Annotated in this window: 24 protein-coding genes and 1 tRNA gene; 12 read left to right on the forward strand and 13 right to left on the reverse strand. The window is 64.0% G+C overall.

Annotated elements, in window-relative coordinates:
* Positions 1-35: 35 nt before the first annotated feature.
* The 6 genes from pheS to PCA10_RS18085 form a co-directional block, all read right to left on the reverse strand.
* Complete coding sequence (gene pheS, locus PCA10_RS18060; RefSeq protein WP_016493507.1) at positions 36-1052, reverse strand: phenylalanine--tRNA ligase subunit alpha; 1017 nt, start codon at positions 1050-1052, stop codon at positions 36-38.
* Positions 1053-1146: 94 nt separating this feature from the next.
* Positions 1147-1503 (reverse strand): 50S ribosomal protein L20, encoded by a 357-nt coding sequence (rplT, locus tag PCA10_RS18065; RefSeq protein ID WP_016493508.1) that lies wholly within the window; start codon positions 1501-1503, stop codon positions 1147-1149.
* 28 nt (positions 1504-1531) lie between these two features.
* On the reverse strand, positions 1532-1726 hold the full coding sequence (rpmI, locus tag PCA10_RS18070) for a 50S ribosomal protein L35 (protein WP_016493509.1): 195 nt from the start codon (positions 1724-1726) through the stop codon (positions 1532-1534).
* Between the two features lie 61 nt (positions 1727-1787).
* Positions 1788-2339 carry a translation initiation factor IF-3 gene (gene infC / locus PCA10_RS18075; RefSeq protein WP_197539885.1) on the reverse strand — a complete coding sequence of 184 codons (552 nt, stop codon included), beginning with the start codon at positions 2337-2339 and terminating at the stop codon, positions 1788-1790.
* Positions 2339-4261 carry a threonine--tRNA ligase gene (thrS, locus tag PCA10_RS18080; protein ID WP_016493511.1) on the reverse strand — a complete coding sequence of 641 codons (1923 nt, stop codon included), beginning with the start codon at positions 4259-4261 and terminating at the stop codon, positions 2339-2341. Before thrS ends, infC begins: the two co-directional genes overlap by 1 nt.
* 227 nt (positions 4262-4488) lie before the next feature.
* A tRNA-Val gene (locus PCA10_RS18085) sits at positions 4489-4565 on the reverse strand.
* Between the two features lie 184 nt (positions 4566-4749).
* Between PCA10_RS18085 and PCA10_RS18090 the strand changes: the two genes are divergently transcribed.
* The gene (locus PCA10_RS18090) at positions 4750-6033 is read left to right on the forward strand and encodes an NAD(P)/FAD-dependent oxidoreductase (protein ID WP_016493512.1); all 1284 of its coding nucleotides are present in this window, start codon (positions 4750-4752) and stop codon (positions 6031-6033) included.
* Between the two features lie 59 nt (positions 6034-6092).
* Here PCA10_RS18090 and PCA10_RS18095 read toward each other — a convergent pair whose 3' ends face one another.
* Entirely contained in the window at positions 6093-6761 is a 669-nt protein-coding gene (locus PCA10_RS18095) for a PA2778 family cysteine peptidase (RefSeq protein WP_016493513.1), read from the reverse strand.
* Between the two features lie 316 nt (positions 6762-7077).
* On the opposite strand from PCA10_RS18095, the gene PCA10_RS18100 reads away from it, so the two are divergent.
* From PCA10_RS18100 to PCA10_RS18110, 3 genes are all read left to right on the forward strand, one after another.
* Positions 7078-7347: a hypothetical protein gene (locus PCA10_RS18100; RefSeq protein ID WP_016493514.1), complete on the forward strand. Its 270-nt coding sequence runs from the start codon at positions 7078-7080 to the stop codon at positions 7345-7347.
* Positions 7348-7724: 377 nt separating this feature from the next.
* The gene (locus PCA10_RS18105) at positions 7725-8738 is read left to right on the forward strand and encodes a GlxA family transcriptional regulator (RefSeq protein ID WP_016493515.1); all 1014 of its coding nucleotides are present in this window, start codon (positions 7725-7727) and stop codon (positions 8736-8738) included.
* Between the two features lie 4 nt (positions 8739-8742).
* Complete coding sequence (locus PCA10_RS18110; protein WP_016493516.1) at positions 8743-8985, forward strand: DUF1272 domain-containing protein; 243 nt, start codon at positions 8743-8745, stop codon at positions 8983-8985.
* Between the two features lie 219 nt (positions 8986-9204).
* Here PCA10_RS18110 and nfuA read toward each other — a convergent pair whose 3' ends face one another.
* Positions 9205-9789 (reverse strand): Fe-S biogenesis protein NfuA, encoded by a 585-nt coding sequence (gene nfuA / locus PCA10_RS18115; RefSeq protein WP_016493517.1) that lies wholly within the window; start codon positions 9787-9789, stop codon positions 9205-9207.
* A gap of 104 nt (positions 9790-9893) precedes the next feature.
* On the reverse strand, positions 9894-12179 hold the full coding sequence (locus tag PCA10_RS18120) for a fatty acid cis/trans isomerase (RefSeq protein WP_016493518.1): 2286 nt from the start codon (positions 12177-12179) through the stop codon (positions 9894-9896).
* Between the two features lie 172 nt (positions 12180-12351).
* Here PCA10_RS18120 and metH point away from each other — a divergent pair, with 172 nt between their 5' ends.
* Positions 12352-16044, forward strand: a complete 3693-nt coding sequence (gene metH / locus PCA10_RS18125; protein WP_016493519.1) for a methionine synthase — start codon at positions 12352-12354, stop codon at positions 16042-16044.
* A 154-nt stretch (positions 16045-16198) separates the two neighbouring features.
* Here the strand turns inward: metH and PCA10_RS18130 are convergent, their stop codons facing one another.
* Complete coding sequence (locus PCA10_RS18130) at positions 16199-16492, reverse strand: DUF1883 domain-containing protein (RefSeq protein ID WP_016493520.1); 294 nt, start codon at positions 16490-16492, stop codon at positions 16199-16201.
* A gap of 171 nt (positions 16493-16663) precedes the next feature.
* On the opposite strand from PCA10_RS18130, the gene PCA10_RS18135 reads away from it, so the two are divergent.
* The 3 genes from PCA10_RS18135 (at position 16664) to PCA10_RS18145 (ending at position 18663) form a co-directional block, all read left to right on the forward strand.
* On the forward strand, positions 16664-17272 hold the full coding sequence (locus PCA10_RS18135; protein ID WP_016493521.1) for a hypothetical protein: 609 nt from the start codon (positions 16664-16666) through the stop codon (positions 17270-17272).
* Positions 17273-17352: 80 nt separating this feature from the next.
* On the forward strand, positions 17353-18393 hold the full coding sequence (locus tag PCA10_RS18140) for an RNA methyltransferase (RefSeq protein WP_016493522.1): 1041 nt from the start codon (positions 17353-17355) through the stop codon (positions 18391-18393).
* A 54-nt stretch (positions 18394-18447) separates the two neighbouring features.
* Positions 18448-18663: a DUF2970 domain-containing protein gene (locus tag PCA10_RS18145; RefSeq protein ID WP_016493523.1), complete on the forward strand. Its 216-nt coding sequence runs from the start codon at positions 18448-18450 to the stop codon at positions 18661-18663.
* 3 nt (positions 18664-18666) lie between these two features.
* On the opposite strand, the gene PCA10_RS18150 is transcribed toward PCA10_RS18145, so the two are convergent.
* Complete coding sequence (locus tag PCA10_RS18150) at positions 18667-19752, reverse strand: ABC transporter substrate-binding protein (RefSeq protein ID WP_016493524.1); 1086 nt, start codon at positions 19750-19752, stop codon at positions 18667-18669.
* 451 nt (positions 19753-20203) lie between these two features.
* On the opposite strand from PCA10_RS18150, the gene PCA10_RS18155 reads away from it, so the two are divergent.
* Together PCA10_RS18155 and PCA10_RS18160 are read left to right on the forward strand one after the other, a co-directional pair.
* Positions 20204-21862: a nitrite/sulfite reductase gene (locus PCA10_RS18155; RefSeq protein ID WP_016493525.1), complete on the forward strand. Its 1659-nt coding sequence runs from the start codon at positions 20204-20206 to the stop codon at positions 21860-21862.
* The gene (locus PCA10_RS18160; RefSeq protein WP_016493526.1) at positions 21846-22346 is read left to right on the forward strand and encodes a DUF934 domain-containing protein; all 501 of its coding nucleotides are present in this window, start codon (positions 21846-21848) and stop codon (positions 22344-22346) included. Before PCA10_RS18155 ends, PCA10_RS18160 begins: the two co-directional genes overlap by 17 nt.
* 184 nt (positions 22347-22530) lie before the next feature.
* Here PCA10_RS18160 and PCA10_RS18165 read toward each other — a convergent pair whose 3' ends face one another.
* Positions 22531-23112, reverse strand: coding sequence for a TetR/AcrR family transcriptional regulator (locus PCA10_RS18165; protein ID WP_016493527.1), 582 nt, complete (start codon positions 23110-23112; stop codon positions 22531-22533).
* Positions 23113-23217: 105 nt separating this feature from the next.
* Here PCA10_RS18165 and PCA10_RS18170 point away from each other — a divergent pair, with 105 nt between their 5' ends.
* The gene (locus PCA10_RS18170) at positions 23218-24072 is read left to right on the forward strand and encodes an alpha/beta hydrolase family protein (protein ID WP_016493528.1); all 855 of its coding nucleotides are present in this window, start codon (positions 23218-23220) and stop codon (positions 24070-24072) included.
* 21 nt (positions 24073-24093) lie between these two features.
* Here PCA10_RS18170 and sohB read toward each other — a convergent pair whose 3' ends face one another.
* Entirely contained in the window at positions 24094-25128 is a 1035-nt protein-coding gene (sohB, locus tag PCA10_RS18175; RefSeq protein ID WP_016493529.1) for a protease SohB, read from the reverse strand.
* Between the two features lie 211 nt (positions 25129-25339).
* Here sohB and PCA10_RS18180 point away from each other — a divergent pair, with 211 nt between their 5' ends.
* Positions 25340-26050: a histidine phosphatase family protein gene (locus PCA10_RS18180; protein WP_016493530.1), complete on the forward strand. Its 711-nt coding sequence runs from the start codon at positions 25340-25342 to the stop codon at positions 26048-26050.
* Positions 26051-26087: the final 37 nt, after the last annotated feature.

The following is a 26087-nucleotide window of genomic DNA, read 5'->3' on the forward strand; positions in this document are numbered from 1 at the left end:
TGCTCTCCTGGGGGATTCGTTTCTGACGTGACGACCTAGCGGAATTGCGCGAGGAAGCGCAGGTCGTTGTCGAAGAACAGGCGCAAGTCGTTGACGCCATAGCGCAGCATGGCCAAACGCTCGACACCCATCCCGAAGGCGAAGCCCTGGTATTTCTCCGGATCGATGCCGGACATGCGCAGCACGTTGGGGTGAACCATGCCGCAGCCCATCACTTCCAGCCAGCCGGTCTGCTTGCACACGCGGCAGCCCTTGCCGGAGCACATCACGCACTGCATGTCGACTTCGGCGGACGGCTCGGTGAAGGGGAAGAAGGAGGGACGGAAGCGCACGCCGAGGTCCTTCTCGAAGAACACCCGCAGGAACTCTTCGATGGTGCCCTTGAGGTCGGCGAAGCTGATGCCTTCGTCTACCAGCAGGCCTTCGACCTGGTGGAACATCGGCGAGTGGGTGATATCCGAGTCACAGCGGTAGACGCGGCCGGGGCAGACGATGCGGATCGGCGGCTGCTGCGACTCCATGGTGCGCACCTGTACCGGAGAGGTGTGGGTACGCAGCAGCATGTTCGCGTTGAAATAGAAGGTATCGTGCATCGCCCGGGCCGGGTGGTGGCCGGGGATGTTGAGTGCTTCGAAGTTGTGGTAGTCGTCTTCGACCTCGGGGCCTTCGGCGATGCCGTAGCCGATGCGGGTGAAGAACTGCTCGACACGCTCGAGCGTGCGGGTAACCGGATGCAGACCACCGGAGGCCTGGCCGCGACCCGGCAGGGTCACGTCGATACGCTCGGCCGCGAGCTTGGCGGACAGGGCAGCCTGCTCAAGCGACTCTTTGCGGGTGTTCAGGGCTTCCTGAACGCGCTCCTTGGCAGCGTTGATCAGGGCGCCGACCTTGGGACGCTCCTCGGCCGGCAGATCGCCCAGGGTCTTCATCACCTGGGTCAACTCGCCCTTCTTGCCAAGGTAGTGAACGCGAATCTGCTCCAGGGCGTTCACGTCTTCGGTTTGTTGCACGGCCTCAAGCGCTTGCGAGACCAGCGCATCCAGATTTTCCATGTACAGACTCCAGATACGAAATAGGGGAAGAGCACAAGGCCCTTCCCCTATCGATGACGTTCAGCACCGGGCGAACCCGGTGATTGTCGGGGACTTAAGCCAGAACGGCCTTAGCTTTCTCGACAATCGCAGCAAACGCCGCTTTTTCGTTCACTGCCAGATCGGCCAGAACCTTACGGTCGATCTCGATGGCCGCTTTTTTCAGGCCAGCGATCAGGCGGCTGTAGGACAGACCGTTCTGACGAGCACCAGCGTTGATACGAGCGATCCACAGAGCGCGGAACTGACGCTTGCGCTGACGGCGGTCACGGTAGGCGTATTGGCCAGCCTTGATTACCGCCTGCTTGGCAACGCGGAACACGCGCGAACGTGCACCGTAGTAACCTTTGGCGAGTTTCAGAATTTTCTTGTGACGCTTACGAGCGATGACGCCACGCTTAACACGAGCCATGAGTAATTTCCTCTAGAATCTTGACCGATTAACGAACGCGCAGCATGCGCTCTACTTTACGTACGTCAGACGGGTGCACCAGGGTGCAGCCGCGCAGCTGACGCTTACGCTTGGTAGTCATCTTGGTCAGGATGTGGCTCTTGAAAGCGTGCTTGTGCTTGAAGCCGGAAGCAGTTTTCTTGAAACGCTTCGCAGCACCGCTCTTGGTTTTCATCTTTGGCATGTTCGGATACTCCGCATTCAATCAATACATATAACCGCAAGGCCTGCCAGTGCCCTGGGGGTTATTTTCGCTTTTTGGGAGCGATGACCATCATCAGCTGGCGTCCTTCCAGCTTAGGATGCTGTTCAACGGTGCCGATTTCGGCGAGGTCGGCTTCGACCCGCTTCAGCAGCTCCATGCCCAGTTCCTGGTGAGCCATCTCACGGCCGCGGAATCGCAAGGATACCTTGGCCTTGTCCCCTTCATTTAGGAAACGTACCAGGTTGCGTAGTTTTACCTGGTAATCCCCTTCTTCCGTCCCTGGACGAAACTTGATTTCTTTAATCTGCTGCTGGTGCTGGTTCTTCTTGGCTGCAGCGGCCTGCTTCTTCTTCTCGAAGAGGTGCTTGCCGTAATCCATGATCCGGCAGACAGGCGGCACCGCATCGGCAGAAATCTCTACCAGATCCAGCTTTGCTTCTTCAGCAGCGCGCAGCGCTTCATCGATCGAGACGACGCCAATCTGTTGGCCGTCAGCACCAATCAACCGCACCTCACGAGCCGAGATATTCTCGTTGATCGGGGCCTTCGGTTGAGTCCGCTTGTCTTGTCTCATTTCACGCTTAATAGTGATTACTCCAATTCTTGGCGACCACGCCGGGAAACCGTTTGTGCGAGCAGTTCAGAGAAGCTTTCGAAGGGCATGGAACCCAGATCGACACCCTCGCGGGTACGCACTGCAACGGATCGTGTCTCAACCTCCCGATCTCCAATAACCAAGAGATAGGGAACCTTGAGCAAGGTATGCTCGCGGATTTTAAAGCCGATTTTTTCGTTTCTCAAGTCGGACTTGGCACGGAAACCGCTTTCGTTCAGTGTTTTCTCCACCTCGAGGGCGAAATCGGCCTGCTTGTCGGTGATATTCATGATCACCGCCTGGGTCGGAGCAAGCCAGGCCGGGAACGCACCAGCGTAGTGCTCGATCAGCATGCCGATGAAGCGCTCGAAGGAGCCGAGGATGGCGCGGTGCAGCATCACCGGGCGCTTGCGGTTGTTATCTTCGGCGATATAGCTGGCATCCAGACGCTCCGGAAGGTTCGGATCGTACTGCAGGGTGCCGCACTGCCAGTTACGACCAAGGCAGTCTTTCAGGGTGAATTCGATCTTCGGACCGTAGAAAGCGCCCTCGCCCGGCTGGTATTCCCAGCTCAGACCCGACTCGTTGAGCGCATCGGCCAGGGCACCCTCGGCGCGATCCCACAGCTCGTCGGATCCCACACGCTTGACCGGACGAGTGGAGAGTTTCATCGAGATATCGCTGAAACCGAAGTCGGCATAGACCTGCAGGGTCAGCTTGATGAAGTCGGCCGCTTCCTTCTTCACCTGATCCTCGGTGCAGAAGATGTGGGCGTCGTCCTGGGTGAAGCCGCGCACGCGCATGATGCCGTGCAGCGCGCCGGACGGCTCGTTGCGGTGGCAAGCGCCGAACTCGGCCAGACGCAGGGGCAGGTCGCGGTAGGACTTCAGGCCCTGGTTGAAGATCTGCACGTGGCACGGGCAGTTCATCGGTTTGACCGCGTAATCACGGCTCTCCGACGACGTGGTGAACATGTTCTCGGCGTAGTTTGACCAGTGGCCCGAGCGCTCCCAGAGGATACGGTCGACCACCTGCGGAGTACGCACCTCCACGTAACCGTGGTCGCGCTGCACCTTGCGCATGTACTGCTCCAGCACCTGGTAGACGGTCCAGCCGTCCGGATGCCAGAACACCATGCCAGGCGCTTCTTCCTGAAGGTGGAACAGGTCGAGCTGCTTGCCGATACGACGGTGGTCGCGTTTTTCGGCCTCTTCGATGCGCTGGATGTAGGCGGCCAGCTGCTTCTTGTCGGCCCAGGCGGTGCCATAGACACGCTGCAGCTGCTCGTTCTTCGAGTCTCCGCGCCAGTAGGCACCGGAAATCTTGGTCAGCTTGAAGGCTTTCAGGAAGCGCGTGTTCGGCACGTGCGGGCCGCGGCACATGTCCACGTACTCCTCATGGAAGTACAGGCCCATGGCCTTCTCGTCCGGCATGTCGTCGACCAGGCGCAGCTTGTATTCCTCGCCACGGGCCTTGAACAGCTCGATCACTTCAGCACGCGGAGTCATCTTCTTGATGACGTCGTAGTCCTTCTCGATCAGCTCGGCCATGCGCTTCTCGATCGCCGCCATGTCTTCAGGCGTGAAGGGGCGCTCGAAGGCGATGTCGTAATAGAAGCCTTCTTCGATGACCGGACCGATCACCATCTTGGCGGTCGGATACAGCTGCTTGACGGCATGACCGACCAGGTGAGCGCAGGAGTGGCGAATAATCTCCAGGCCATCGTCGTCCTTGGGAGTCACTATCTGCAGCGAGGCATCGTCTTCGATCAGGTCACAGGCATCTACCAGCCTGCCATTGACCTTGCCAGCCAGGGTTGCCTTGGCCAGCCCCGCGCCGATGGACTGAGCCACCTCGAGCACGGATACGGGTTTGTCGAAAGTACGCTGACTGCCGTCAGGAAGAGTGATGATGGGCATGGCGCCTCCTCTCCTAGTGGTGACCTCTACCAAAGGCCACATGGGTTGGGATGAGCCAGTACGCGATTCGGTGGTATGCCCGCCATACGGTGGCAGGAGCCCTCAGGCCAACCAGAGCCGAACCAGAGTCACTGGAGGTAATGAAGAGCGGGATGCTTGCAGAAAGCCGGAGCCCCGACAAGCGCCCAATAAAAAAGGGCCACCTGAGTGACCCTTTTTATCGAATTTGGTAGGCACAATTGGATTCGAACCAACGACCCCCACCATGTCAAGGTGGTGCTCTAACCAACTGAGCTATGTGCCTTCGATGGGTGCGCATTCTACGGACTAGCTTTTTTCTGTCAACACCTTTTTTCGCTAACTCTCTGAAAAAGTGGATTTTTTACTGTTCACCGCCTCGTTGAATATTTTGCACAGAGGCTAGCCGGCCTGTTTCAACTCAGGTAGCATCAGCACATCTGTAAAAAATAAAAAACAGAGATTCCATTATGACGCACACTCCCTACCCCCAGTCTTATTATGCTTTCTCGGCCAACCCGGTACCGGCGCGCCCTGAACTGCAAGGCGAGACCGAAACCGACGTCTGCGTTATCGGCGCAGGCTACACCGGCCTCTCCACCGCCCTTTTCCTTCTGGAGAACGGCTTCAAGGTCACCGTGCTCGAAGCCGCCAAGGTGGGCTTCGGCGCGTCCGGTCGCAACGGCGGCCAGATCGTCAACAGCTACAGCCGCGACATCGACTCGATCGAGCGCTCCACCAACGCCAAGAACGCCAAGCTGATGGGCGACATGGCGTTCGAGGGTGGCCGCATCATTCGTGACCGCATCAAGAAGTACAACATTCAGTGCGACCTGAAGGACGGCGGCGTCTTCGCAGCCTTCACGAAGAAGCAGATGGCGCACCTGGAGTCCCAGAAGAAGCTGTGGGAGCGCTTCGGCCATACCCAGCTTGAGCTGCTCGATGCCAAGGGCATCCGCAACGTGGCGGCCACCGACAACTATATAGGCGGCATGCTGGACATGAGCGGCGGTCACATCCACCCGCTCAACCTGGCCCTGGGCGAAGCCGCCGCCATCGAATCCCTCGGCGGCGTGATCCATGAACAAAGCCCCGCCACCCGTATCGATCGCGGCGCCAACCCGGTGGTGCACACCCCGAAAGGCCGCGTGAAGGCGAAGTTCGTGGTGGTAGCCGGTAACGCCTACCTGGGCGGCCTGGTCCCCGAACTGGCCGGCAAGTCCATGCCGTGCGGCACCCAGGTGATCACCACCGAGCCGCTGTCCGAGGAAGTGGCCCGCTCGCTGCTGCCCCAGGACTACTGTGTCGAGGACTGCAACTACCTGCTGGACTACTACCGCCTCTCCGGCGACAACCGCCTGATCTATGGCGGCGGCGTGGTCTATGGCGCCCGTGACCCGGCGAACATCGAAGCCATCATCCGCCCGAAGCTGCTGAAGACCTTCCCGCAGCTGAAGAACGTGAAGATCGACTTCGCCTGGACCGGCAACTTCCTGCTGACCCTGTCGCGCCTGCCCCAGGTCGGCCGGATCGGCGACAACATCTACTACTCCCAGGGCTGCAGCGGCCACGGCGTGACCTACACCCACGTTGCCGGCAAAGTGATCGCGGAAACCCTGCGTGGCCAGGCCGAGCGTTTCGACGCCTTCGCCAGCCTGCCGCACTACCCCTTCCCGGGCGGCCGCACCTTCCAGGTGCCGTTCACCGCGATGGGCGCGTGGTACTACAGCCTGCGCGACAAACTGGGCGTGTAATCGTCCCACCAACGAAAACGGCGCCCCAGGGCGCCGTTTTCGTTTGTTCGGGCAGTGCGTCAGCGCATCTGCAACCGCGCCATCTTCGCCGCATTGGCTTGCCCGGCCGCATCGAGATCGTCGGCCGCCCTCAGCCAGCGCGCCCGCTCGACCGACGCCGGCAACTGGTTCGGTGCCTGCACCAGCACCGCCCAACTACCCGCCTCCTCCCAGTCCGACTCGAACGCGCTGAAGCTCATCGCTGCGCGGCGCTGATGGCCCTTGCGCAGCAGCACCTGCTGATTGGTGCGGTCGTAGCCGATCAGCAGCGCGTAGCGCCACGATGGCATCAGGCCAATGCCCTCGCGCAGATGCACCAACACCGGGTTGCCCGCAGCCACCTGCTCCAGCAGCTCGTCCAGGTCATCGCCCAAGGGGTAGACCAACAGGCCGCGCTGGCGCGCGCTGGCCGCCAGCCCTTCACGCAATGCGTCTTCCTTCTGCGGCAGCTGCAGTTCCTTCTCGATCATCCCCGGCGTCACCACTTCGCCCTGCTGGGTCAGCAATGCCGCCATGGACGCCGGTGCGCTCTGGTAGGCGTTCTGCGCAAAGAAGGGCACACCGCTGAGCTCGACCCGCTCCGGACCGGCACGCAGCTTCGGCGACAACGGCTCGGCGGCGCAGCCAGCCAGCACGGCAACGCAAGCGGCAACAATCAGAGGGCGGAACAGTCGGCTCAGGACAGGCACGGCAACACTCGCTGTAGGCAACCTTGAACGGTGGCTGATCATACTGGCAGCGGCTACGTCGGTACATTGCGACGCCAGCCGGATGGGGATTCGGGACAATGCCGACGCCGCCCTGTATACCCTGGCGCGCGGCTTCGCTGCACAAATGTCGGTACAAAAGTCGCTTACCTATTCATTTCAGCGACAAAAACTTAGTTTTTCACGACGTCCTGTGACTTATCGGTCGGGTCTGGCCATCCACATTCACGACAATGCAACAAAGGCCTGAGGCCGCATCGTCACCTTCATTGGGCACAATATGGAGAGACCCCCTCCCATGAACACTCCGCTGCGTTTCAACGAAGCACTGATCATCGCCGGTCGTGCGTTCAAACCTTTCCAGTGCGTTGCCTGGGCCCTGCAAGACGGCACCGGTGAACTCAGCATCAGCGTGATCGACCGCACCAGCACCCGCCTGCTCGGTCGCTCGAAGATCCCCAGCAGCACCTATTCCGACCCGGAGCAACTGGCCAGCATCCTCAAGCAATCCCGCGAGGAGCTCAGCCGCAAGGGTTACGACCTCGAGCCCTGGACGATGCCGGAGTAACACCTCCAGCCCCAGTGCCCAATGCGCGGCGGGCAGGCCTCCCCTGCTCGCCCCGGCAAGTTTTTTCTCCGTAATTCCCCGCTGCACCCCAATCCCCCTCCCCGGCCGTCCGGCCCACAAGCGAAGCAAGACGTCGCGATCCTCCGCCCATCCCGTAACCCCACGACAACTCTGCAAGCAGCAAGAAGTACCGGCCCTCGACTGGCAACCCATCCTGATCGGCGAGTTCCCCCTTCGGCTTCCTCGGTGAAGCCCCCCCTGCTGACGCCCCGCGCCACCAAGGACGAGACCGACCTGGCAATATCTGTGGGCTTATTGTCATTGTTGCCACCTCCCGTTAGCGGCAGACTGACTCCAGCCCTGCCGCCGAGAACACCATGGACGCCATTCGCCACATCGCCTGCCTGTCGTTCGCCGAGGTCATGAGCCTGGACGTCACCGGCCCGTTGCAGGTGTTCGCCTCCGCGAATGTCGAGCGCCAGCGCCAGGGCCTGCCGCCCGCCTATGTCCTGCACGTGCTGGGGCCCGAAGCCGGCCCGGTAAAGACCTCCGCCGGCTTCGCCCTGGTGGCCGAGCAGGCCTGGCGCGATGTCGACCCGGCCAGCCTGGATACCCTGCTGGTTCCCGGCGGCATGCAGATAGAAAACCTGTGCAAAGACGCTGCGCTGTTGGAGTGGCTGCGCCAGGCCGAGCCACGGGTTCGCCGCCTCGGCTCCATCTGCTCGGGCGCCCTGGTCCTGGCTGCGGCGGGCCTGCTGGATGGCCGCCTGGCCACGACCCACTGGGCGGATGTGGCCGCCCTGAACGAGCATTGCGCGGTGGAGGTACAGGGCGACCGCCTGCACACCTACGACCCAACCGGACGGAACGGTGACGCCCATGTCTTCACCTCCGCCGGAGTCACCGCCGGCATAGACCTGGCGCTGGCCCTGGTGGAGACCGACCTCGGCCGCCCCCTGGCATTGGCGGTGGCGCGGCACCTGGTGCTGTTCCTGCGCCGCCCCGGCGGCCAGGCCCAGTACAGCGCCCTGCTCACGCCGGACCCCAGCCGCACGCCGAAGCTAACCGCCTTGCTGGAATGGATTCCGGCCAACCTGGGTGGCGACCTGTCCCTGGAAGCCCTGGCCGCCCAGGCGAAGATGGCGCCCCGCAGCCTATCGCGCGCCTTCACCCGGGAACTGGGCGTGGGCCCCGGCAAATACGTCGAGCGGGTCCGGCTGGAGGCCGCCCGCGCCCTGCTGCAGGATGCCCAGGCCTCTATCGCCACGGTGGCCCGCCTGACCGGCCTCGGCCACCCGGAAACCCTGCGCCGCATCTTTCACAAACACCTGTCCGTCAGCCCGCAGGAGTACGCGGAACGATTCGGACGCTCCACCTTCGAACGAGGATGACGCCATGCTGGACCTACGCCCCAACTGCGAATGCTGCAACAAGGACCTGCCGCCCGAGTCCCCCGAGGCGCTGATCTGCTCCTTCGAGTGCACCTTCTGCCGCGACTGTGCGCAGCAGCGCCTGCACGGCACCTGCCCGAACTGCGGCGGGGAGCTGGTACGGCGCCCCATCCGCCCAGCCAGCAAGCTGGCCCGGTACCCCGCCGCCACCGAGCGGACGCTGAAACCCGCCGGCTGCCCGCACTGAGCCTCTCAACGGTTGGGCCGCACTGCGACCTACTGGCCGGCCAGGAGCACACCCGCAGGTTATGGCTGAGCTACGCGAAGCCCAACGCGAGGCCCGCCCGGGAATCGTCGGGTTTCGCTTCGCTCTACGCCAACCTACGGGGACGCCGCCACCCCGCCAGTTCACAGGCAGACATGAAAAAGGCGACCCTCGGGTCGCCTTTTTCGTGACTCGCACGCCTTAGTAGTAGGCGTTTTCCTTGTTGCTGTGGTCGGTGACGTCGCGCACGCCCTTCAGTTCCGGGATACGCTCCATCAGGGTCTTCTCGACACCATCCTTCAGGGTCATGTCGACCATGCCGCAGCCCTGGCAGCCACCGCCGAACTTCAGCACGGCGATGCCTTCGTCGACCACGTCCACCAGGCTCACCTGGCCACCATGGCTGGCCAGACCGGGGTTGATCTCGGTCTGCAGGTAGTAGTTGATGCGCTCGTTGAGCGGGCTCTCGTCATTGACCATCGGCACCTTGGCGTTAGGCGCCTTGATGGTCAGCTGGCCGCCCATGCGGTCGGTGGCGTAGTCCACCACGGCATCCTCGAGGAAGGGCTCGCTGACCCCGTCGATCCAGGCCGTGAAAGAGGCCAGCGCCACGGCGTTGTCCTCGTGCTTTTCCTCGCCCGGCTTGCAGTAGGCGATGCAGGTTTCGGCGTACTGGGTACCCGGCTGGGTGATGAAGACACGGATACCGATGCCCGGGGTGTTCTGCTTCTCCAGCAGGTCAGCCAGATAATCCTGGGCAGCTTGGGTAATGGTGATGGCGCTCATGGCAACTCCTCGCAAACATGGGCGCAGTGTACGCCAAAGAAGAACAGGGGTTAAAGCCCTACCAAATTGGTAGGAATTATTCTCGACAATACAGCCGAAACCGGTCAGAGGTTCTGATAACGATTCATATCCAGTTCACCCGCCTCCACCGGTTCGGTCTCGCGGATCTGCGCCGCCAGGTCGTGGAAATAGAACCAGAACTGCGGGTGGGTGCGACGGATGCCCCAGCGCGTCGCCACCTGCTCGAACGCCGCGGCATCCTTAGCCCGCTCCATGGCACTGACGAAGTCCTCAACCTCGGTGGACTTGAGGTTGAAGATGAAGTTCGGGTAGCTGCTGAGTACGCCGGGATACAGAGTCAGGGTGTCCAGCCCCGCCTGGTAGCGCAGTTCTTCGCCGAGCATGAAGGCCACGTTGCTGTGGGCGCGGTTGCGCAGCAGGCTGTAGACCTCGCGGCGCCCGTCGGGCAGTTCCACCCGCAGCAGCGTGGCTTCGGGGAGCTGGTCGATCACCCGGAGCCCGGCTGCCGGCCGACTCACCAGGCGGCTGAGGACCTGCTCGGCATTCTGCAACTCGGGCGCCACGTTCGGGCGGTAGCAGCGGCCATCGCTGCAGCGGTTGATCGGGTCGGGCCGCGCATTCAGCCCCGCATAGCGCGTCAACAGCTCGTTGGCGAAGGCGCGCTTGGGGTCCTGCTCCGGCAGTCGCAGGGCGGTCGGGGTGTCCTTGTCGATGCTCTGGTAATCCAGCCACATCTTTATCTTGCCGCTGTTCTGGTACCAGTCGCCCAGCAGCGCGGCACGGGAGTCAGCCGGCATCAGGCGGAGGAAGTTGACCTCGGCACCGTTGCGGATCAGGTCGAAATAGAGCCGCGTCTGCGCCTGGTGGGAGACATTGCCGAACACGTCGAAGTTGACCACCAGTTGGTAGTAGGTGCGTTCCAGCAGGGGGTAGTCCATCCACCAGATCGTCTGCGGCACCTCGCCGATCAGCCCTTTGCGCACCGAGGCACTGTCGAACTGGCGGAAGATCGACAGCAGCGCGTTGTCGTTGCCGGTCCAGATATGCGCCCAACTCGGCGGCGGTGCGTCGGCGTAGGCTTGCATGCGCAGCGCCTCGTACTCGTTGCGCTTGTCGCGGTAGGTGCGCCAGAGGCCGAGCAGGTCGCCGATTTCGTCGAACTGGCCGGGCATCGCCAACAGCGGCGTCGCCTGCTCGCGGTACTGCGCATCGGCGATGAACAGATCGTGGGCCGGGTCCTGAAACAGCGCCCAGAAATTGTCGCGGATCACGTCGGTGGCGATCTGCCCACGGCAGACCGGCCCACGAATGAAGGTGCGCACGAAATACTCGGCGTTATCCAGCATGAACTGGTAGCGCGCCTGCGCCGGTATGGCCTGGAAGGTCTCGAAGGGATTGGCGCGGCGCTGTGCGCCGTAGCCCGGCACCTGGTCCACGGCCCAATCGCCGGAATAGAACAGCTCCTTGACCCGCGCCAGCTTCGCCGCGCCAAGCGGATAGGTGATGTGGGTCTTGTGCACGATCACGCCCTGGATCGGCCAGAGCCGGTAATAGAAGGTGTTGCCCGGGTCATCGTTGGGCCGGCGGCTGGCGATGGGGTCGATGGGCTGGCCGCTGGGCGTGCGCGAACGCACCAGCTGGAAGAAGTGGCCGGTTTCACCGCCATCGAAGTACAGGTGCGCCAGGAACAGGTGCTCGAACAGCCAGCGGCCCACCAGTGTCTCGCGGGCACCGGGCGCGTTCAGCAGGGTTTCCCACTCGGCCACCTGGCGCGCCTCGGCGGCGCTGGGCTGGACGACCTGCTCCTGGACCTTCCCGCCTTCGGCCAGCCAACGCTGCAGGGTCTGGTACTCCGCCTCGCTGAGCCCGGTAACGGCGAACGGCATGCCGGCCCGGGCGTGCTTGCGGGCGTAGTCGTCGAACTCGGTCGGCAAGGCGCACTGGTTCAGTCGATTGATGTCGATATCCAGGTCCGCGGGCAGCTTGGCGTTGGCCTGTGGCGGGCTGGACCGTCCCAGCTCCAGCATCCGCGCCATCAGCGCGGCCTGGGCGCCGCTGGCATCCAGCACCGAATGGAACCCCTTGCGCTGCCAGGCCGCGGCGCCATGGGCGTCGAAATACAGCCGCGTGGTGTCCTGGGCCCGGGTGCGACCGCCGTCGTAGACCGGCAGCTTGCTCGCGCCCCGCGCGGCGCCCTCGGCACTGCCCAGGTTGAGCTGGCAGGGTGAGTCATAGCAGGCGTGGCAGGCTACGCACTTCTGGGTGAAGATCGGCTGGATATCCCGGCTGTACGACAGCTCTTCTGCCGCCGCCGGACGCAGCCACAGCATGAGCAGGACAAACAAGGCGGCTAGTGTACGCAGCGGCATGACTCGATCCCTGAAGTGCAAATGAGTGGATTCTAGTGGCTCGCAGCGGTACCCCGCGACCCGCGCCCGGCAATAACATGAGCGAAATTCATGGAAATGGCGGACAAGCTAAAAATTACTAAGGTTTTGGTATCATCCCCGCCTTTGTTCACGTAGCCCTCAGGTAGTTCCCATGTCCGACCGCATCGCCCGCCAGCAAGCCCTGCAACAGGCGCTCAAAGAGCGCATCCTGATCCTCGACGGCGGCATGGGCACCATGATCCAGAGCTACAAGCTGGATGAGGCTGATTACCGTGGCGAGCGCTTCGCCGACTGGCCGCAGGACGTCAAAGGCAACAATGACCTGCTGATCCTCAGCCGCCCCGACGTGATCGGCGCCATCGAGAAAGCCTACCTGGATGCCGGCGCCGACATCCTGGAAACCAACACCTTCAACGCCACCCAGGTGTCCCAGGCCGATTACGGCATGGAATCGCTGGTGTACGAACTCAACGTCGAAGGCGCCCGGCTGGCCCGTAGCGTCGCCGACGCCAAGTCCCTGGAAACCCCGGATCGCCCGCGCTTCGTCGCTGGCGTCCTCGGCCCGACCAGCCGCACCTGCTCGATCTCCCCGGACGTCAACGACCCCGGCTACCGCAACGTCACCTTCGACGAACTGGTGGAGAACTACACCGAGGCCACCCGTGGCCTGATCGAGGGTGGCTCGGACCTGATCCTGATCGAGACCATCTTCGACACCCTCAACGCCAAGGCGGCCATCTTCGCCGTGCAGGGCGTGTTCGAGGAGCTGGGCTTTGAGCTGCCGATCATGATTTCCGGCACCATCACCGACGCCTCCGGCCGCACCCTGTCCGGCCAGACCACCGAGGCCTTCTGGAACTCGGTGAGCCACGCCAAGCCGATTTCCGTGGGCCTGAACTGCGCCCTCGGCGCCAAGGAACTGCGTCCCTACCTGGCCGAGCTTTCGACCAAGGCCGGCACCCATGTTTCCGCGCACCCCAACGCCGGCCTGCCCAACGCCTTCGGCGAATACGACGAAACCCCGGCGCAGATGGCCGAAGTGGTGGAAGAGTTCGCCGCCAGCGGCCTGCTCAACATCATCGGCGGCTGCTGCGGCACCACCCCGGCGCACATCCAGGCTATCGCCGAGGCCGTGGCCAAGTACCCGCCGCGCGTGATCCCGGAGATTCCCAAGGCCTGCCGCCTGTCGGGCCTGGAGCCCTTCACCATCGACCGCAGCTCGCTGTTCGTGAACGTCGGCGAGCGCACCAACATCACCGGCTCCGCCAAGTTCGCCCGGCTGATCCGCGAAGAAAACTACACCGAGGCCCTGGAAGTCGCGCTGCAGCAGGTGGAAGCCGGCGCCCAGGTGATCGACATCAACATGGACGAGGGCATGCTCGACTCCCAGGCGGCCATGGTGAAGTTCCTCAACCTCATCGCCGGCGAGCCGGACATCTCCCGCGTGCCGATCATGATCGACTCTTCCAAGTGGGAAGTGATCGAAGCCGGCCTCAAGTGCATCCAGGGCAAGGGCATCGTCAACTCGATCTCCATGAAGGAAGGCGTCGAGCAGTTCAAGCACCACGCCCGCCTGTGCAAGCGCTACGGCGCCGCCGTGGTGGTGATGGCCTTCGACGAAGTGGGCCAGGCCGACACCGCCGCGCGCAAGAAGGAAATCTGCCAGCGCAGCTACGACATCCTGGTCAACGAGGTGGGCTTCCCGCCGGAAGACATCATCTTCGACCCGAACATCTTCGCCGTGGCCACCGGCATCGAGGAACACAACAACTACGCGGTGGACTTCATCGAGGCCTGCGCCTACATCCGTGACGAGCTGCCCCATGCGCTGTCGTCCGGCGGTGTGTCCAACGTGTCCTTCTCCTTCCGTGGCAACAACCCGGTGCGCGAGGCGATCCACTCGGTCTTCCTCTACCACGCTATCCGCAACGGCCTGACCATGGGCATCGTCAACGCCGGCCAGCTGGAGATCTACGACGAGATCCCCGCCGAGCTGCGGGAAAAGGTCGAGGACGTGGTGCTCAACCGCCACCCCGACTCCACCGAGGCCCTGCTGGCCATCGCCGACCACTTCAAGGGCGGCGGCGCGGTGAAGGAAGCGGAGAACGAGGAGTGGCGCAGCTACCCGGTGGGCAAGCGCCTGGAGCACGCCCTGGTCAAGGGCATCACCACCTTCATCGTCGAAGACACCGAGGAATGCCGCCAGCAGTGCGCGCGCCCCATCGAAGTGATCGAAGGCCCGCTGATGTCCGGCATGAACGTGGTCGGCGACCTGTTCGGCGCCGGCAAGATGTTCCTGCCCCAGGTGGTGAAATCCGCCCGCGTGATGAAACAGGCGGTCGCCCACCTGATTCCCTTCATCGAAGCGGAAAAAGGCGACAAACCGGAAGCCAAGGGCAAGATCCTCATGGCCACGGTCAAGGGCGATGTACACGACATCGGCAAGAACATCGTCGGCGTGGTGCTGGGTTGCAACGGCTATGACATCGTCGACCTGGGCGTGATGGTGCCGGCGGAGAAGATCCTGCAGACCGCCATCGCCGAGAAGTGCGACATCATCGGTCTCTCCGGCCTGATCACCCCGTCGCTGGACGAGATGGTCCACGTCGCCAAGGAAATGCAGCGCCAGGGCTTCAACCTGCCGCTGATGATCGGCGGCGCCACCACCTCCAAGGCCCACACCGCGGTGAAGATCGACCCGCAGTACAGCAACGACGCCGTGATCTACGTCACCGACGCCTCGCGCGCCGTGGGCGTGGCCACCCAGCTGCTGTCCAAGGAGTTGAAGGCCGGCTTCGTCGAGAAGACCCGCGCCGAGTACGTCGAAGTGCGCGAACGCACCGCCAACCGCGCCTCGCGCACCGAGCGCCTGGCCTACGCCGACGCCCTGGCGAACAAGCCGCAGTTCGACTGGAACACCTACCGCGCGGCCAAGCCGAGCTTCACCGGCGTGCAGATGCTGGAAGACATCGACCTGGCGGTACTGGCGAAGTACATCGACTGGACGCCCTTCTTCATCTCCTGGGACCTGGCCGGCAAATACCCGCGCATCCTGACCGACGAAGTGGTGGGCGAAGCCGCCACCTCGCTGTTCAACGACGCCCAGGCCATGCTCAAGCAGCTGATCGACGGCAAGCAGATCAAGGCGCGCGCGGTGTTCGGCTTCTGGCCGGCGAACCAGGTGGACCACGACGACATCGAGGTCTACGACGGCCACGGCAAGGCCCTCGCCCGCCTGCACCACCTGCGCCAGCAGACCATCAAGCCCGACAGCAAGCCGAACTTCTGCCTGGCCGACTACGTCGCGCCGAAGGAAAGCGGCATCACCGACTATGTCGGTGGCTTCATCACCACCGCCGGCATCGGCGCCGAGGAGCTGGCCAAGCAGTACGAAGCCAAGGGCGACGACTACAACGCCATCATGGTCAAGGCCCTGGCCGACCGCCTGGCCGAGGCCTGCGCCGAGTGGCTGCACGAGCGCGTGCGCAAGGAGTACTGGGGCTACGCCGCCGACGAGCAACTGGACAACGAAGCGCTGATCAAGGAGCAGTACAAGGGCATCCGCCCCGCTCCCGGCTACCCGGCCTGCCCGGACCACACCGAGAAAGGCACCCTGTTCCAGCTGCTCGACCCGCAGAGCACCTCCGGCGTGACCCTGACCGAGCACTACGCCATGTTCCCGGCGGCGGCGGTCAGCGGCTGGTACTTCGCCCATCCTGAAGCGCAGTACTTCGCCGTCGGCAAGATCGAGCGCGACCAGGTGGAGAGCTACAGCAAACGCAAACGCCAGGACCAGGCCGTGAGCGAGCGCTGGCTGTCGCCGAACCTGGGTTACGAGAGCTGACGAGCCCGTTGGGTGGACCACGCTTCACCGGTCTACCATGCAAACCCCAGCATGGCACCGCCGGTGGATGGAAAAAGCGCCATCCACCCTACGAAGCGCACCAGGCGCCCACAAAAAAGCCCCGCGATTGCGGGGCTTTTTCATGGGCGGGCGATCAGCTCTTGGTGCGGCGCACGAACTTGATCGACCACTCGAAGTTGGGCTTGCGGGTCACGCTGATGGCGCGACGGGTGACCGTGTCGAGGGTGACGTTCCAGAAGCCGCTGCTGGGCACCACGATCTTCGCCGGGAAGCGGTCGAAGGCGCCGCCGTGATAGCTGTGCCGGCCGCCACTCTTGAAGCTGCGGAAGTTCGCATCGCTCATCAGCCGGATGTTGCAGGTCTGCGAGCACTGGATGACCACCAGGTCTCCCTCGTTGAGGTGCTCGCGTTGATGGATGAACTTCATGGACCGCTCCCGGATCGCTGGATCGAACAACGCGCAAGAATACCACGGAGGCGAATGCCCCAGCCTCGCCTACGCTGAAGTAGCCGACCAGGCAGGATGCGTGGGCGGAGCCTGGACGCTCCGGCCGTGCATCCACTCTCTCCGCAACCAGTTCGACAAGGTGGACACCTTATGCACCACGCCAAATCTCTCGCCGCACTGTTCATCGCCCTCACCGCCGTCGGCGGCTGCAGCAGCCCTACCCATGACGAAGGCCTGACCGCCACCGCCAGCTCGGCCAGCAGTTTCACCCCGGGCGTACCCGGTGGCGTCGACATCCAGACGGTGCAGGTCACGGCGGTTATCACGGCGATCGATCAGCAGCGCCGGACATTCACGCTCCAGGATGACCAAGGCAACCGCCAGACCTTCGACGCGGTGCCGGAGATGCGCAACTTCTCCCAGCTCAAGGTCGGTGATCGGGTCAACGCCGTGGTGACCCACGAGCGCGTGGTGCGACTGCGCGAGCCCAACGCGACATCGACCGATGGCGTCGCCGGCGTGGTGGCCACCGCCCCCGAAGGCAGCCGGCCGGGCATGCTGGTGGCCGGCACCAAGGAGATCACCGCCGTGGTCAAGGCCATCGACACCACCCAGCACACCGCGACCCTGCAGTTCCCCGATGGCAGCAGCAAGGTCGTGCGCGTGCGTCCGGATATCGAGCTCAAGCCGTCCTACCTGAACAAACAAGTGGTGATCAGCCTGACCTCGGCCATGGCCATCAGCGTCGAGGCCCCCTGATCGGGCCCCGCGCAGGTGCGGCAACCGGCGGGCCACCCGGCCTGCCGTCACCCCGGCGACGGTGGTAGGATGCGCACCCCATGCGAATCCCCGACATTCACCAGCGTCTCGCCGACCTCGGCGCCAAGCCCGCCCACGCCGGCCGGGTGGTACGCGCCTGGCTGCAAGGCAAGCCCCTGGACACCGGCACCCGCCACCAGCACACCGAGAACTTCCTGCCGCTGAGCGTCCGTGACGGCCTGCCGGCTCTGTCCGCGGAGCTGGATGGCCTGCTGCGCCTGAGCGCGGAACACCCGGGGAACGACGGCTCCGCGCGCCTGCTGGTGAAGCTGCGTGATGGCCAGATGGTGGAAAGCGTGCTGCTGCCCCGCGACGGGCTCTGCGTCTCGACCCAGGTCGGTTGCGCCGTGGGCTGCCTGTTCTGCATGACCGGCAAGAGCGGCCTGCTGCGCCAGGTGGGCAGCGCCGAGATCGTCGCCCAGGTCGCCCTCGCCCGCCGCTTCCGACCGGTGAAGAAGGTGGTGTTCATGGGCATGGGCGAACCGGCGCACAACCTGGAGAACGTGGTCGAAGCCATCGACCTGCTGGGCACCGACGGCGGTATCGGCCACAAGAACCTGGTGTTCTCCACCGTCGGCGACCTGCGCGTCTTCGAGCGCCTGCCACGGGAGCGGGTCAAGCCGGCACTGGCGCTGTCGCTGCACACCACCCGCGCCGACCTGCGCGAGCGGCTGCTGCCCAAGGCGCCACGCATCACCCCGGATGAGCTGGTGGACCTGGGCGAGCGCTATGCCCGCGACATCGGCTACCCCATCCAGTATCAGTGGACGCTGCTCAAGGGCATCAACGACAGCCCGGACGAAATGGACGGCATCCTGCGCCTGCTCAAGGGCAAGTACGCGGTGCTCAACCTGATCCCCTACAACAGCCTGGACGAAGACGAGTACCAGCGCCCGGATGGCGAGCGCATCGTGCAGATGGTCCGCTACCTGCACAGCCGTGGCGTGCTCACCAAGGTCCGCAACTCCGCCGGCCAGGACGTCGAGGGCGGCTGCGGCCAGTTGCGCGCCCGCGCCCTGGAACCCATCGCTACCCGCCGTCCGCGCCAGCCCGCGTCCTGAGCGCCCGGGGGCATTTGCTGGCCAACGAGCTAAGCTCAGCCCAGGAGGTGCCCCATGGACGACAACAAAGACCAACCCCTGAGTTTCCGCGAGATGCTGCAAAGTGTGCTGGCCGCCGCCTTCGGCGTGCAGAGCGGGAAGAACCGCAGCCGCGACTTCAGCCGTGGCAAACCCAGCCACTTCATCATCCTCGGCGTGCTCTTCACCGCGATCTTCGCGCTGCTGCTCTATGGCCTGGTGCGACTGGTGCTGCACCTCGCCGGGGTCTGAGCCTCAATCGATCAGAGGCTCGAGGGAGAAGCGGTAGTCGCGCGCCTTCGGCTTGCCCACCAGGCTGTAGGCGCGGAAGTCGAGGTCGTAGCCGCGCCGCTCGATATGCCGCAGCAGGCGCCTGGCCTTGTCGCGGTCCAGGGAGATGAACAGCGGCACTACCCGGTCCTTGCCGCCGTGCTCGGCAAAATCCACCCCGGCGTCGTAGTCATGCAGCAGCACCATGGCCCAGCCACCCAGGGTGAAATGGCCGCTGACCAGGGCGCTGATGTCCCCGTCAAGGTAGCTGCGCAGGACTTCCGGGGAATTGTTCAGGGCCGAGACCAGCAGGTCGCTCCCCGGCTTGAGTCCCCGCTCTTCGCCGGCCTTCATCACACCGAAGGCCATTTCGTCGTTGGCAGACCAGGCCACCCGCACCTCCGGGTAGCGCTGCAGCAGCTGCTGGGCCTGGACATAGGCGCGCTCTCGGGTCCACTCGGCGTACACCAGCTGGCGCAGGCGGGCATCGGGGAACTCGGCCAGGGCCCGCATGAGCCCCTGCTCGCGGTACTGGGATGCCGGCGTCTGCTTGACCCCGGAGAACGCCAGCACGTCGTAGGGCTCGCCGTGGGACCGGCGCTCCTGCTGCTCCAGCAGCGAGCGCGCCATCAGGTAACCGGCTTCCTCGTCGTTGGTGACCATGCTGCCGATCCAGTCGGGGTACTTCTCCCGCGTGGCGCCGGTGAGGGTCTGCTGGTCCGCGGTCAGATGGCTGTTGACGGTGAACAGCTTCACCCCGCTGCCCTGGGCCAGGCGGAGGATTTCCGGGCCGGCGTACTGCTCGTTGACGAACACCAGGTAGTCGGGACGAGCGTTGCCCTGCAAGGTATCGCGGGCCTGTTCGATCATTCGCCGCAGGTCGCGCTCGGCGTAGAGGATGGTGAGGTCCATGTCCAGGTCGTCGGCGGCGGCCTGCATGAAGTGCCCGTAGCTGGCCCAGAACGGCTCCGCCGCGCGACCGGGATTGAGGAACACCACGGAAGCGGCCAGGAGCGACTGGCTCGACAGCAGACAGAGGCAGAACAGCAGGAACAGACTCGGACCTTTCATTCCATCACCCAGGAAAAAACCGCGCCGCAGTATAACGGCATATGGCCAGGTGTCGGAGATTCCGGGGCCGACCGTCGGAAACGGCCGCCCCGGCAGCAACTATTACTGGTGGCTGACCCAGAAGACCGCGGTGGATACAACGATCAGGATCAGGAAGAAAATGGCCCAGGCATCGACCTTGCTGTCGTGGTTGCTGTCTTGAGAATGATCGGTCATGGCGTCCCCCGTTGTTCTGGTTATAGGCGGCTTGCCCTTCGAGTAAAGACCAGCCCCCGCGGAGCCTCAAGCCGAAGGGTTATGCAGCGCCCCAATTCAAGAACTTTTGGTTCTTTACATATACTCAAACATCACTTTTGCGCATAACCCCGAACTGGTATCTTCCTCCGGCTCCGCGGGGAGTGCGCGGCCGTGCGCGCAGAGAAGCTGTAAGCAGCCTGAGAACAGGACATTTATGTACGTATACGACGAGTACGATCAACGGATCGTCGAGGACCGCGTCAAGCAGTTCCGCGATCAGACCCGCCGCTATCTGGAAGGCGAGCTTTCGGGTGAGGAATTCCGCCCGCTGCGCCTGCAGAACGGCCTGTACATCCAGCGCTTCGCGCCCATGCTGCGCGTCGCCGTGCCCTACGGCCTGCTGTCTTCCGTCCAGGTGCGCAAGCTGGCACAGATCGCTCGCGACTACGACAAGGGCTATGCCCACATCAGTACCCGCCAGAACGTCCAGTACAACTGGCCAGATCTGGAAGACGTACCGGAAATCCTCGCCGAGCTGGCCACCGTGCAGATGCACGCCATCCAGACCAGCGGCAACTGCATCCGCAACACCACCACCGACCAGTTCGCCGGCGTTGCCCAGGACGAGCTCGTCGACCCGCGTCCCTGGTGCGAGATCATCCGTCAGTGGTCCACCTTCCACCCGGAATTCTCCCACCTGCCGCGCAAGTTCAAGATCGCCGTCAACGGCGCCGTGAGCGACCGTGCCGCCATCGAAGTGCATGACATCGGCCTGGAAGCGGTGAAGAACGCAGCCGGTGAGCTGGGCTTCCGCGTCTCCGTCGGCGGCGGCCTGGGCCGCACCCCGGTGGTCGGCAGCTTCATCAACGAGTTCCTGCCCTGGCAGCACCTGATCAGCTATCTCGACGCCATCCTGCGTGTGTACAACCGCTATGGCCGTCGCGATAACAAGTACAAGGCGCGCATCAAGATCCTGGTCAAGGCGCTGACCCCGGAAGTCTTCGCCCAGCGCGTCGACGCCGAGTGGGCCCACCTCAAGGACGGCCCCACCACCCTGACCGAAGCGGAAGTCGAGCGCGTCGCCAAGCACTTCGTCGACCCGGCCTACCGCGCCCTGGAAGACCAGGCCGACGCCCTCGCAGCCCTGGATGCCGAGCACCCCGGTTTCGCCCGCTGGCGCACCCGCAATGTCGTGGCCCACAAGAAGCCCGGCTACGTCGCCGTGACCCTGTCGCTGAAACCCACCGGCGTGGCCCCTGGCGACGTCACCGACAAGCAGCTGGACGCCATCGCCGACCTGGCCGACCGCTACAGCTTCGGCGAAGTACGCAACAGCCATAACCAGAACATCATCCTGGCCGACGTCGAACAGTCCCAGCTCTTCACCCTCTGGGGCGAGCTGCGCGAACAGGGCTTCGCCACGCCGAACGTCGGCCTCCTGACCGACATCATCTGCTGCCCGGGTGGCGACTTCTGCTCCCTGGCCAACGCCAAGTCGATCCCGGTGGCCGAAGCCATCCAGCGCCGCTTCGATGACCTGGACTACCTGTTCGACATCGGCGACCTCGACCTGAACATCTCCGGCTGCATGAACGCCTGCGGCCACCACCACGTGGGCCACATCGGCATCCTCGGCGTGGACAAGAAAGGCCAGGAGTTCTACCAGGTGTCCCTCGGCGGCAGCGCCGGCCGTGACGCCAGCCTGGCGCAGATCCTCGGCCCGTCCTTCGCCCAGGACGACATGGCCGACGTGGTCGAGAAGATCATCAAGGTCTACGTGGAACAGCGCACCGAAGACGAGCAATTCCTCGACACCTTCCGCCGTATCGGTATCGACCCGTTCAAGGAGCGCGTCTATGCAGCGAATCATTAAGAACGGCCAGGTCATCGACGAAACCTGGCACCTGCTGGCCAAGGACGCGACCCTGGATGGCGTTCCCAACTGCGACGACATCATCGTGCCGCTGGCACTCTGGCGCGACCACGCCCATGCCCTGAAAGCCCGCGATGGCGGCCTGGGCGTCTGGCTGGACAGCGACGAGGAAATCGAGGAGATCGCCGACGACCTGCAGTTCTTCCAGGTCATCGCGCTGAACTTCCCGGCCTTCACCGACGGACGCCACTCCTCCACCGCCTACCTGCTGCGCCAGCGCTATGGCTACCAGGGTGAAGTGCGCGCCATCGGCGACGTGCTGCGCGACCAGCTGTTCGCCCTCAAGCGTTGCGGCTTCGACGCCTTCGCTCTGCGCGCGGACAAGGACCCGATTGATGCCCTCAAGGCCTTCGAAGAATTCTCCGAGGTCTACCAGGCGTCCAGCGACCAGCCCCAACCGCTGTTCCGCCGTCGTTCGGCCTGATCGACGCGCCAACGAAAAGCCCCGCATCTGCGGGGCTTTTTCTTTATCTGCGTCAACCAAACCTGTAGGGGCGATTTCAATCGCCAACCGGACCGCAGGTTCGGCGTACTCATTCCATTGGGGCAGCTGCGCCGCCCTTGGCGAATGAATTCGCCCCTGCGGGCCAATGAGCACCGCTCCATCGCTACTGCGCCCGCACCGCCTCCCAGGCCACATCCATGAACAGCTCGCGGCAATCGGCAAGGTCGCTGCGGGTGCGTCCGGCCAGCCAGTGGCGGGAGAAATCCTGGGCCGGGCCGAGGACGACGGAGACGAAGACATCCCGTGGCATCTGGCGGAAGGCACCCGCCTCGCGATGGGGACGGAGGAAATCGTCGATCCGCCCATGGTGCAGGCGATTGGCTTCGCGCAGCTGCTCGCCCATCTCGCTGGCCTCCACCCGTCCCCGGCTGTGCAGGATGAAGCGCGCCCACTCGGGATGCGCCGCCACCCAGTCGATGTAGCAGGCCACCAGCGTCTTGATGCAGGCCTCGGCGTTGTCGGCGCGGGCGAAACCCTCCTCCACCAGCCGCGCATAGCCGCTCACGCCTTCCAGGTAGAGGGCGGCGATGATCCGCTCCTTGTTGCCGAAGTGGTGGTAGAGGCTGCCGATGCTGGCGCCGGAACGGTCGCGGATCATCTCGATGGTGGTGGCATCCACGCCATGCTCGCTGAAGCAGGCCAGGGCGGCCTGGAGGATGTCGTCTTTGCGGGAGGGACGAGCCATGAATGTCCTCTGATGAAACTAGAATATTTTTCTAGAATACTTTTCTGGTTTTCGTATACTGCCCGGGTTCGCGTTTTTTCCATAGCCCTTTCCAGGACCGACGCAATGACCAGTTCGACAGAGACCCGGATCGAAAACGGCAACGGCCACACCCTCAGCGCCACCTGGTACCGCCCCGAAGGCGAGGCACGAGCCGCGGTGCTGATAGTACCCGCCATGGGCGTGCCGCAGCGCTTTTACGCACCCTTCGCCACCTGGCTGGCCGAGCGCGGCTACCTGGTCGCCACCTTCGACTACGTCGGCATGGGTCTGTCCCGCAACGGCCACCTGCGCGACCTGGACATCGACATCTTCGACTGGGCCCGCCACGACTGCAGCACCATGCTCTCCCTGGTGGCCAACGCCGCTGGCGACAAGCCCCTGTACTGGATCGGCCACAGCCTGGGCGGGCAGATCCTGCCCCTGGTCGAGGGCAACGAGCGCATCACCCGAGTGCTGACCATCGCCACCGGTAGCGGCTACTGGCGCGAGAACACCGAATCGTTGCGGCACAAGGCCTGGTTGCTGTGGTACCTGGTGACGCCGCTCATCACGCCGCTGGCCGGCTACTTCCCCGGCAAGCGCCTGGGGATGGTGGGCGACCTGCCCCGAGGGGTGATCCGCCAGTGGCGTCGCTGGTGCCTGAACCCGGAATACGCCGTGGGCGCCGAGGGCGACGCCGTGCGCCAGGCCTATTCGGCGGTGCGCACGCCCATCACCTCCATCTCCTTCACCGACGACGAGATGATGTCCGGGCGCAACACCGACTCGCTGCACGGTTTCTACCGCGAGGCGCAAAAGACCTTCCGGCGCATCGCCCCGGAGGACGTCGGCGAGAAGAGCATCGGCCACTTCGGCTTCTTCAAGCCGCAGTACCAGCGCTCGCTCTGGGAGGAGGTATTGCTGCCCGAGCTGGCCTGAGCCGGCCCGGTTCATCCGGACTCATTGCCAGAAACGCTGCTGGCTGAGGCGACTCCACCAGTTCAGCAGCACCCGATCGACGGCCGTAGCGGTGGCCAGCCCGACGCGCTCCTGCAGGCTCTTGCGGGCGGCGTAGTGCAGGTGGAACAGATCGGCGTCCTTGGCCCGCTCGGCCAGGTACTCGTCACTGGTGCGCAGCTCGTCCACCAGCTGCTTCTCCAGCGCCGCCATGCCCAGCCAGACTTCGCCGGTGGCGATCTCGGCCATGTCCAGTTTCGGCCGGTAGCGACCGACGAAGCCCTTGAACAGTTCGTGGGTGGTCTCCAGGTCTTCCTGGAACTTCTGCCGGCCCTTCTCGGTGTTCTCGCCGAATACCGTCAGGGTGCGCTTGTACTCGCCAGCGGTGAGTACCTCGAAGTCGATGTCGTGTTTCTTCAGCAACCGATGGACGTTGGGCAGCTGCGCCACCACGCCGATCGAGCCGATGATGGAGAACGGCGCGGCGAGGATCTTCTCGCCGATGCAGGCCATCATGTAGCCGCCGCTGGCCGCCACCTTGTCCACGCAGACGGTCAGCGGCACCCCGGCGTCGCGGATGCGCGCCAGCTGGGACGAGGCCAGGCCGTAGCTGTGCACCATGCCGCCGCCACTCTCCAGGCGCACCACCACCTCGTCCTTCTCCGTGGCCATGGTCAGCAGCGCCGTCACTTCATGGCGCAGGTGGTCGGTGGCCGATGCCTTGATGTCGCCATCGAAGTCCAGCACGAACACCCGCGACCGCTGCTCGGCGGGCTGCTTGGCCTTCTTCGCCTTTTTCGCCGCCTTGGCTTCGGCCTTGCGCGCTGCCTTCACGTGCGCCTTGTCCAGCACCGAGTGCTCCAGGCGCTCGCGCAGGTCCTTGTAGAAATCGTTGAGCTTGCGTACATCCAGGTGACCGCTGGCCGTGCGGCGATTGCGGCCACGCAGCGCGGCGATGGCCACCAGCACCACCAGGATGGCCACCACCAGGGTCACGATCCTGGCCAGAAAACCGGCGTACTCGGCAAAGAACTCCACTTGTATCCCCCTTGTCATCCCTACTGGCGCCGGTCTTTCCGCAGCGCCAAAAGGAGCAAGCATAACGGCGCCACCGCCACCTCGCCAGCGAGGGGAAACCTCTGCATAAACAGTGGAAATATGCATTCAAACAAGCGTATGTTTTTTCGTTGACAGGCCCCAGGCTTCCTCATACCCTCGCGGAACTTTCAACCTCGCGGGACTCCAGTACGTGGGCAGCATCTACCTGATTCGACATGGCCAGGCTTCGTTCGGCGCCGATGATTACGATGTGCTCTCGCCCATCGGTATCCGCCAGGCCGAAGTACTGGGCAGCCACTTCGCCCAGTTGGGCCTGCGCCTGGATCGTTGCGTCAGCGGCGACCTGCGCCGCCAGCAGCACACCGCCCAGGCCGCCCTGGCGCAGCTCGACGCCGCCGGCCTTGGCGCCCCCGCGATCCAGATCGACCCGGCCTTCAATGAGTTCGACGCCGACGCGGTAATCCGCAGCCTGCTCCCCGACCTGCTCCCGGAAGAACCCGAAGCCCTGCACATCCTGCGCAACGGCGCGCAGAACCGCGCCGAGTTCCAGCGCCTGTTCTCCAAGCTGGTGCTGCGCTGGGTTTCCGGCGAACACGACAAGCCCGAGCTGCAAAGCTGGCAGGCCTTCGTCGAGCAGGTGTGCGGCGGGCTGGAACGCCTCCTCGCCCAGGCCGGGTCCAAGCAGAACATCGCCGTGTTCACCTCCGGCGGCACCATTACCGCCCTGCTCCACCTGGTGACCGGAATACCCGCCGCGAGCGCCTTCGAGCTCAACTGGCAGATCGTCAACACATCGCTCAACCGCCTGAAGTTCCGCGGTAGCGAGGTGTCCCTGGCTTCCTTCAACAGTCATGTGCATCTGGAACTGTTGAAGGCGCCGGAGCTCATCACTTATCGCTGAGCCCGGCCCACTGCGGCCGCAAGGCCGCCGGAAAATA

The organism is Pseudomonas resinovorans NBRC 106553, assembly GCF_000412695.1.
GTDB lineage: Bacteria > Pseudomonadota > Gammaproteobacteria > Pseudomonadales > Pseudomonadaceae > Metapseudomonas > Metapseudomonas resinovorans_A.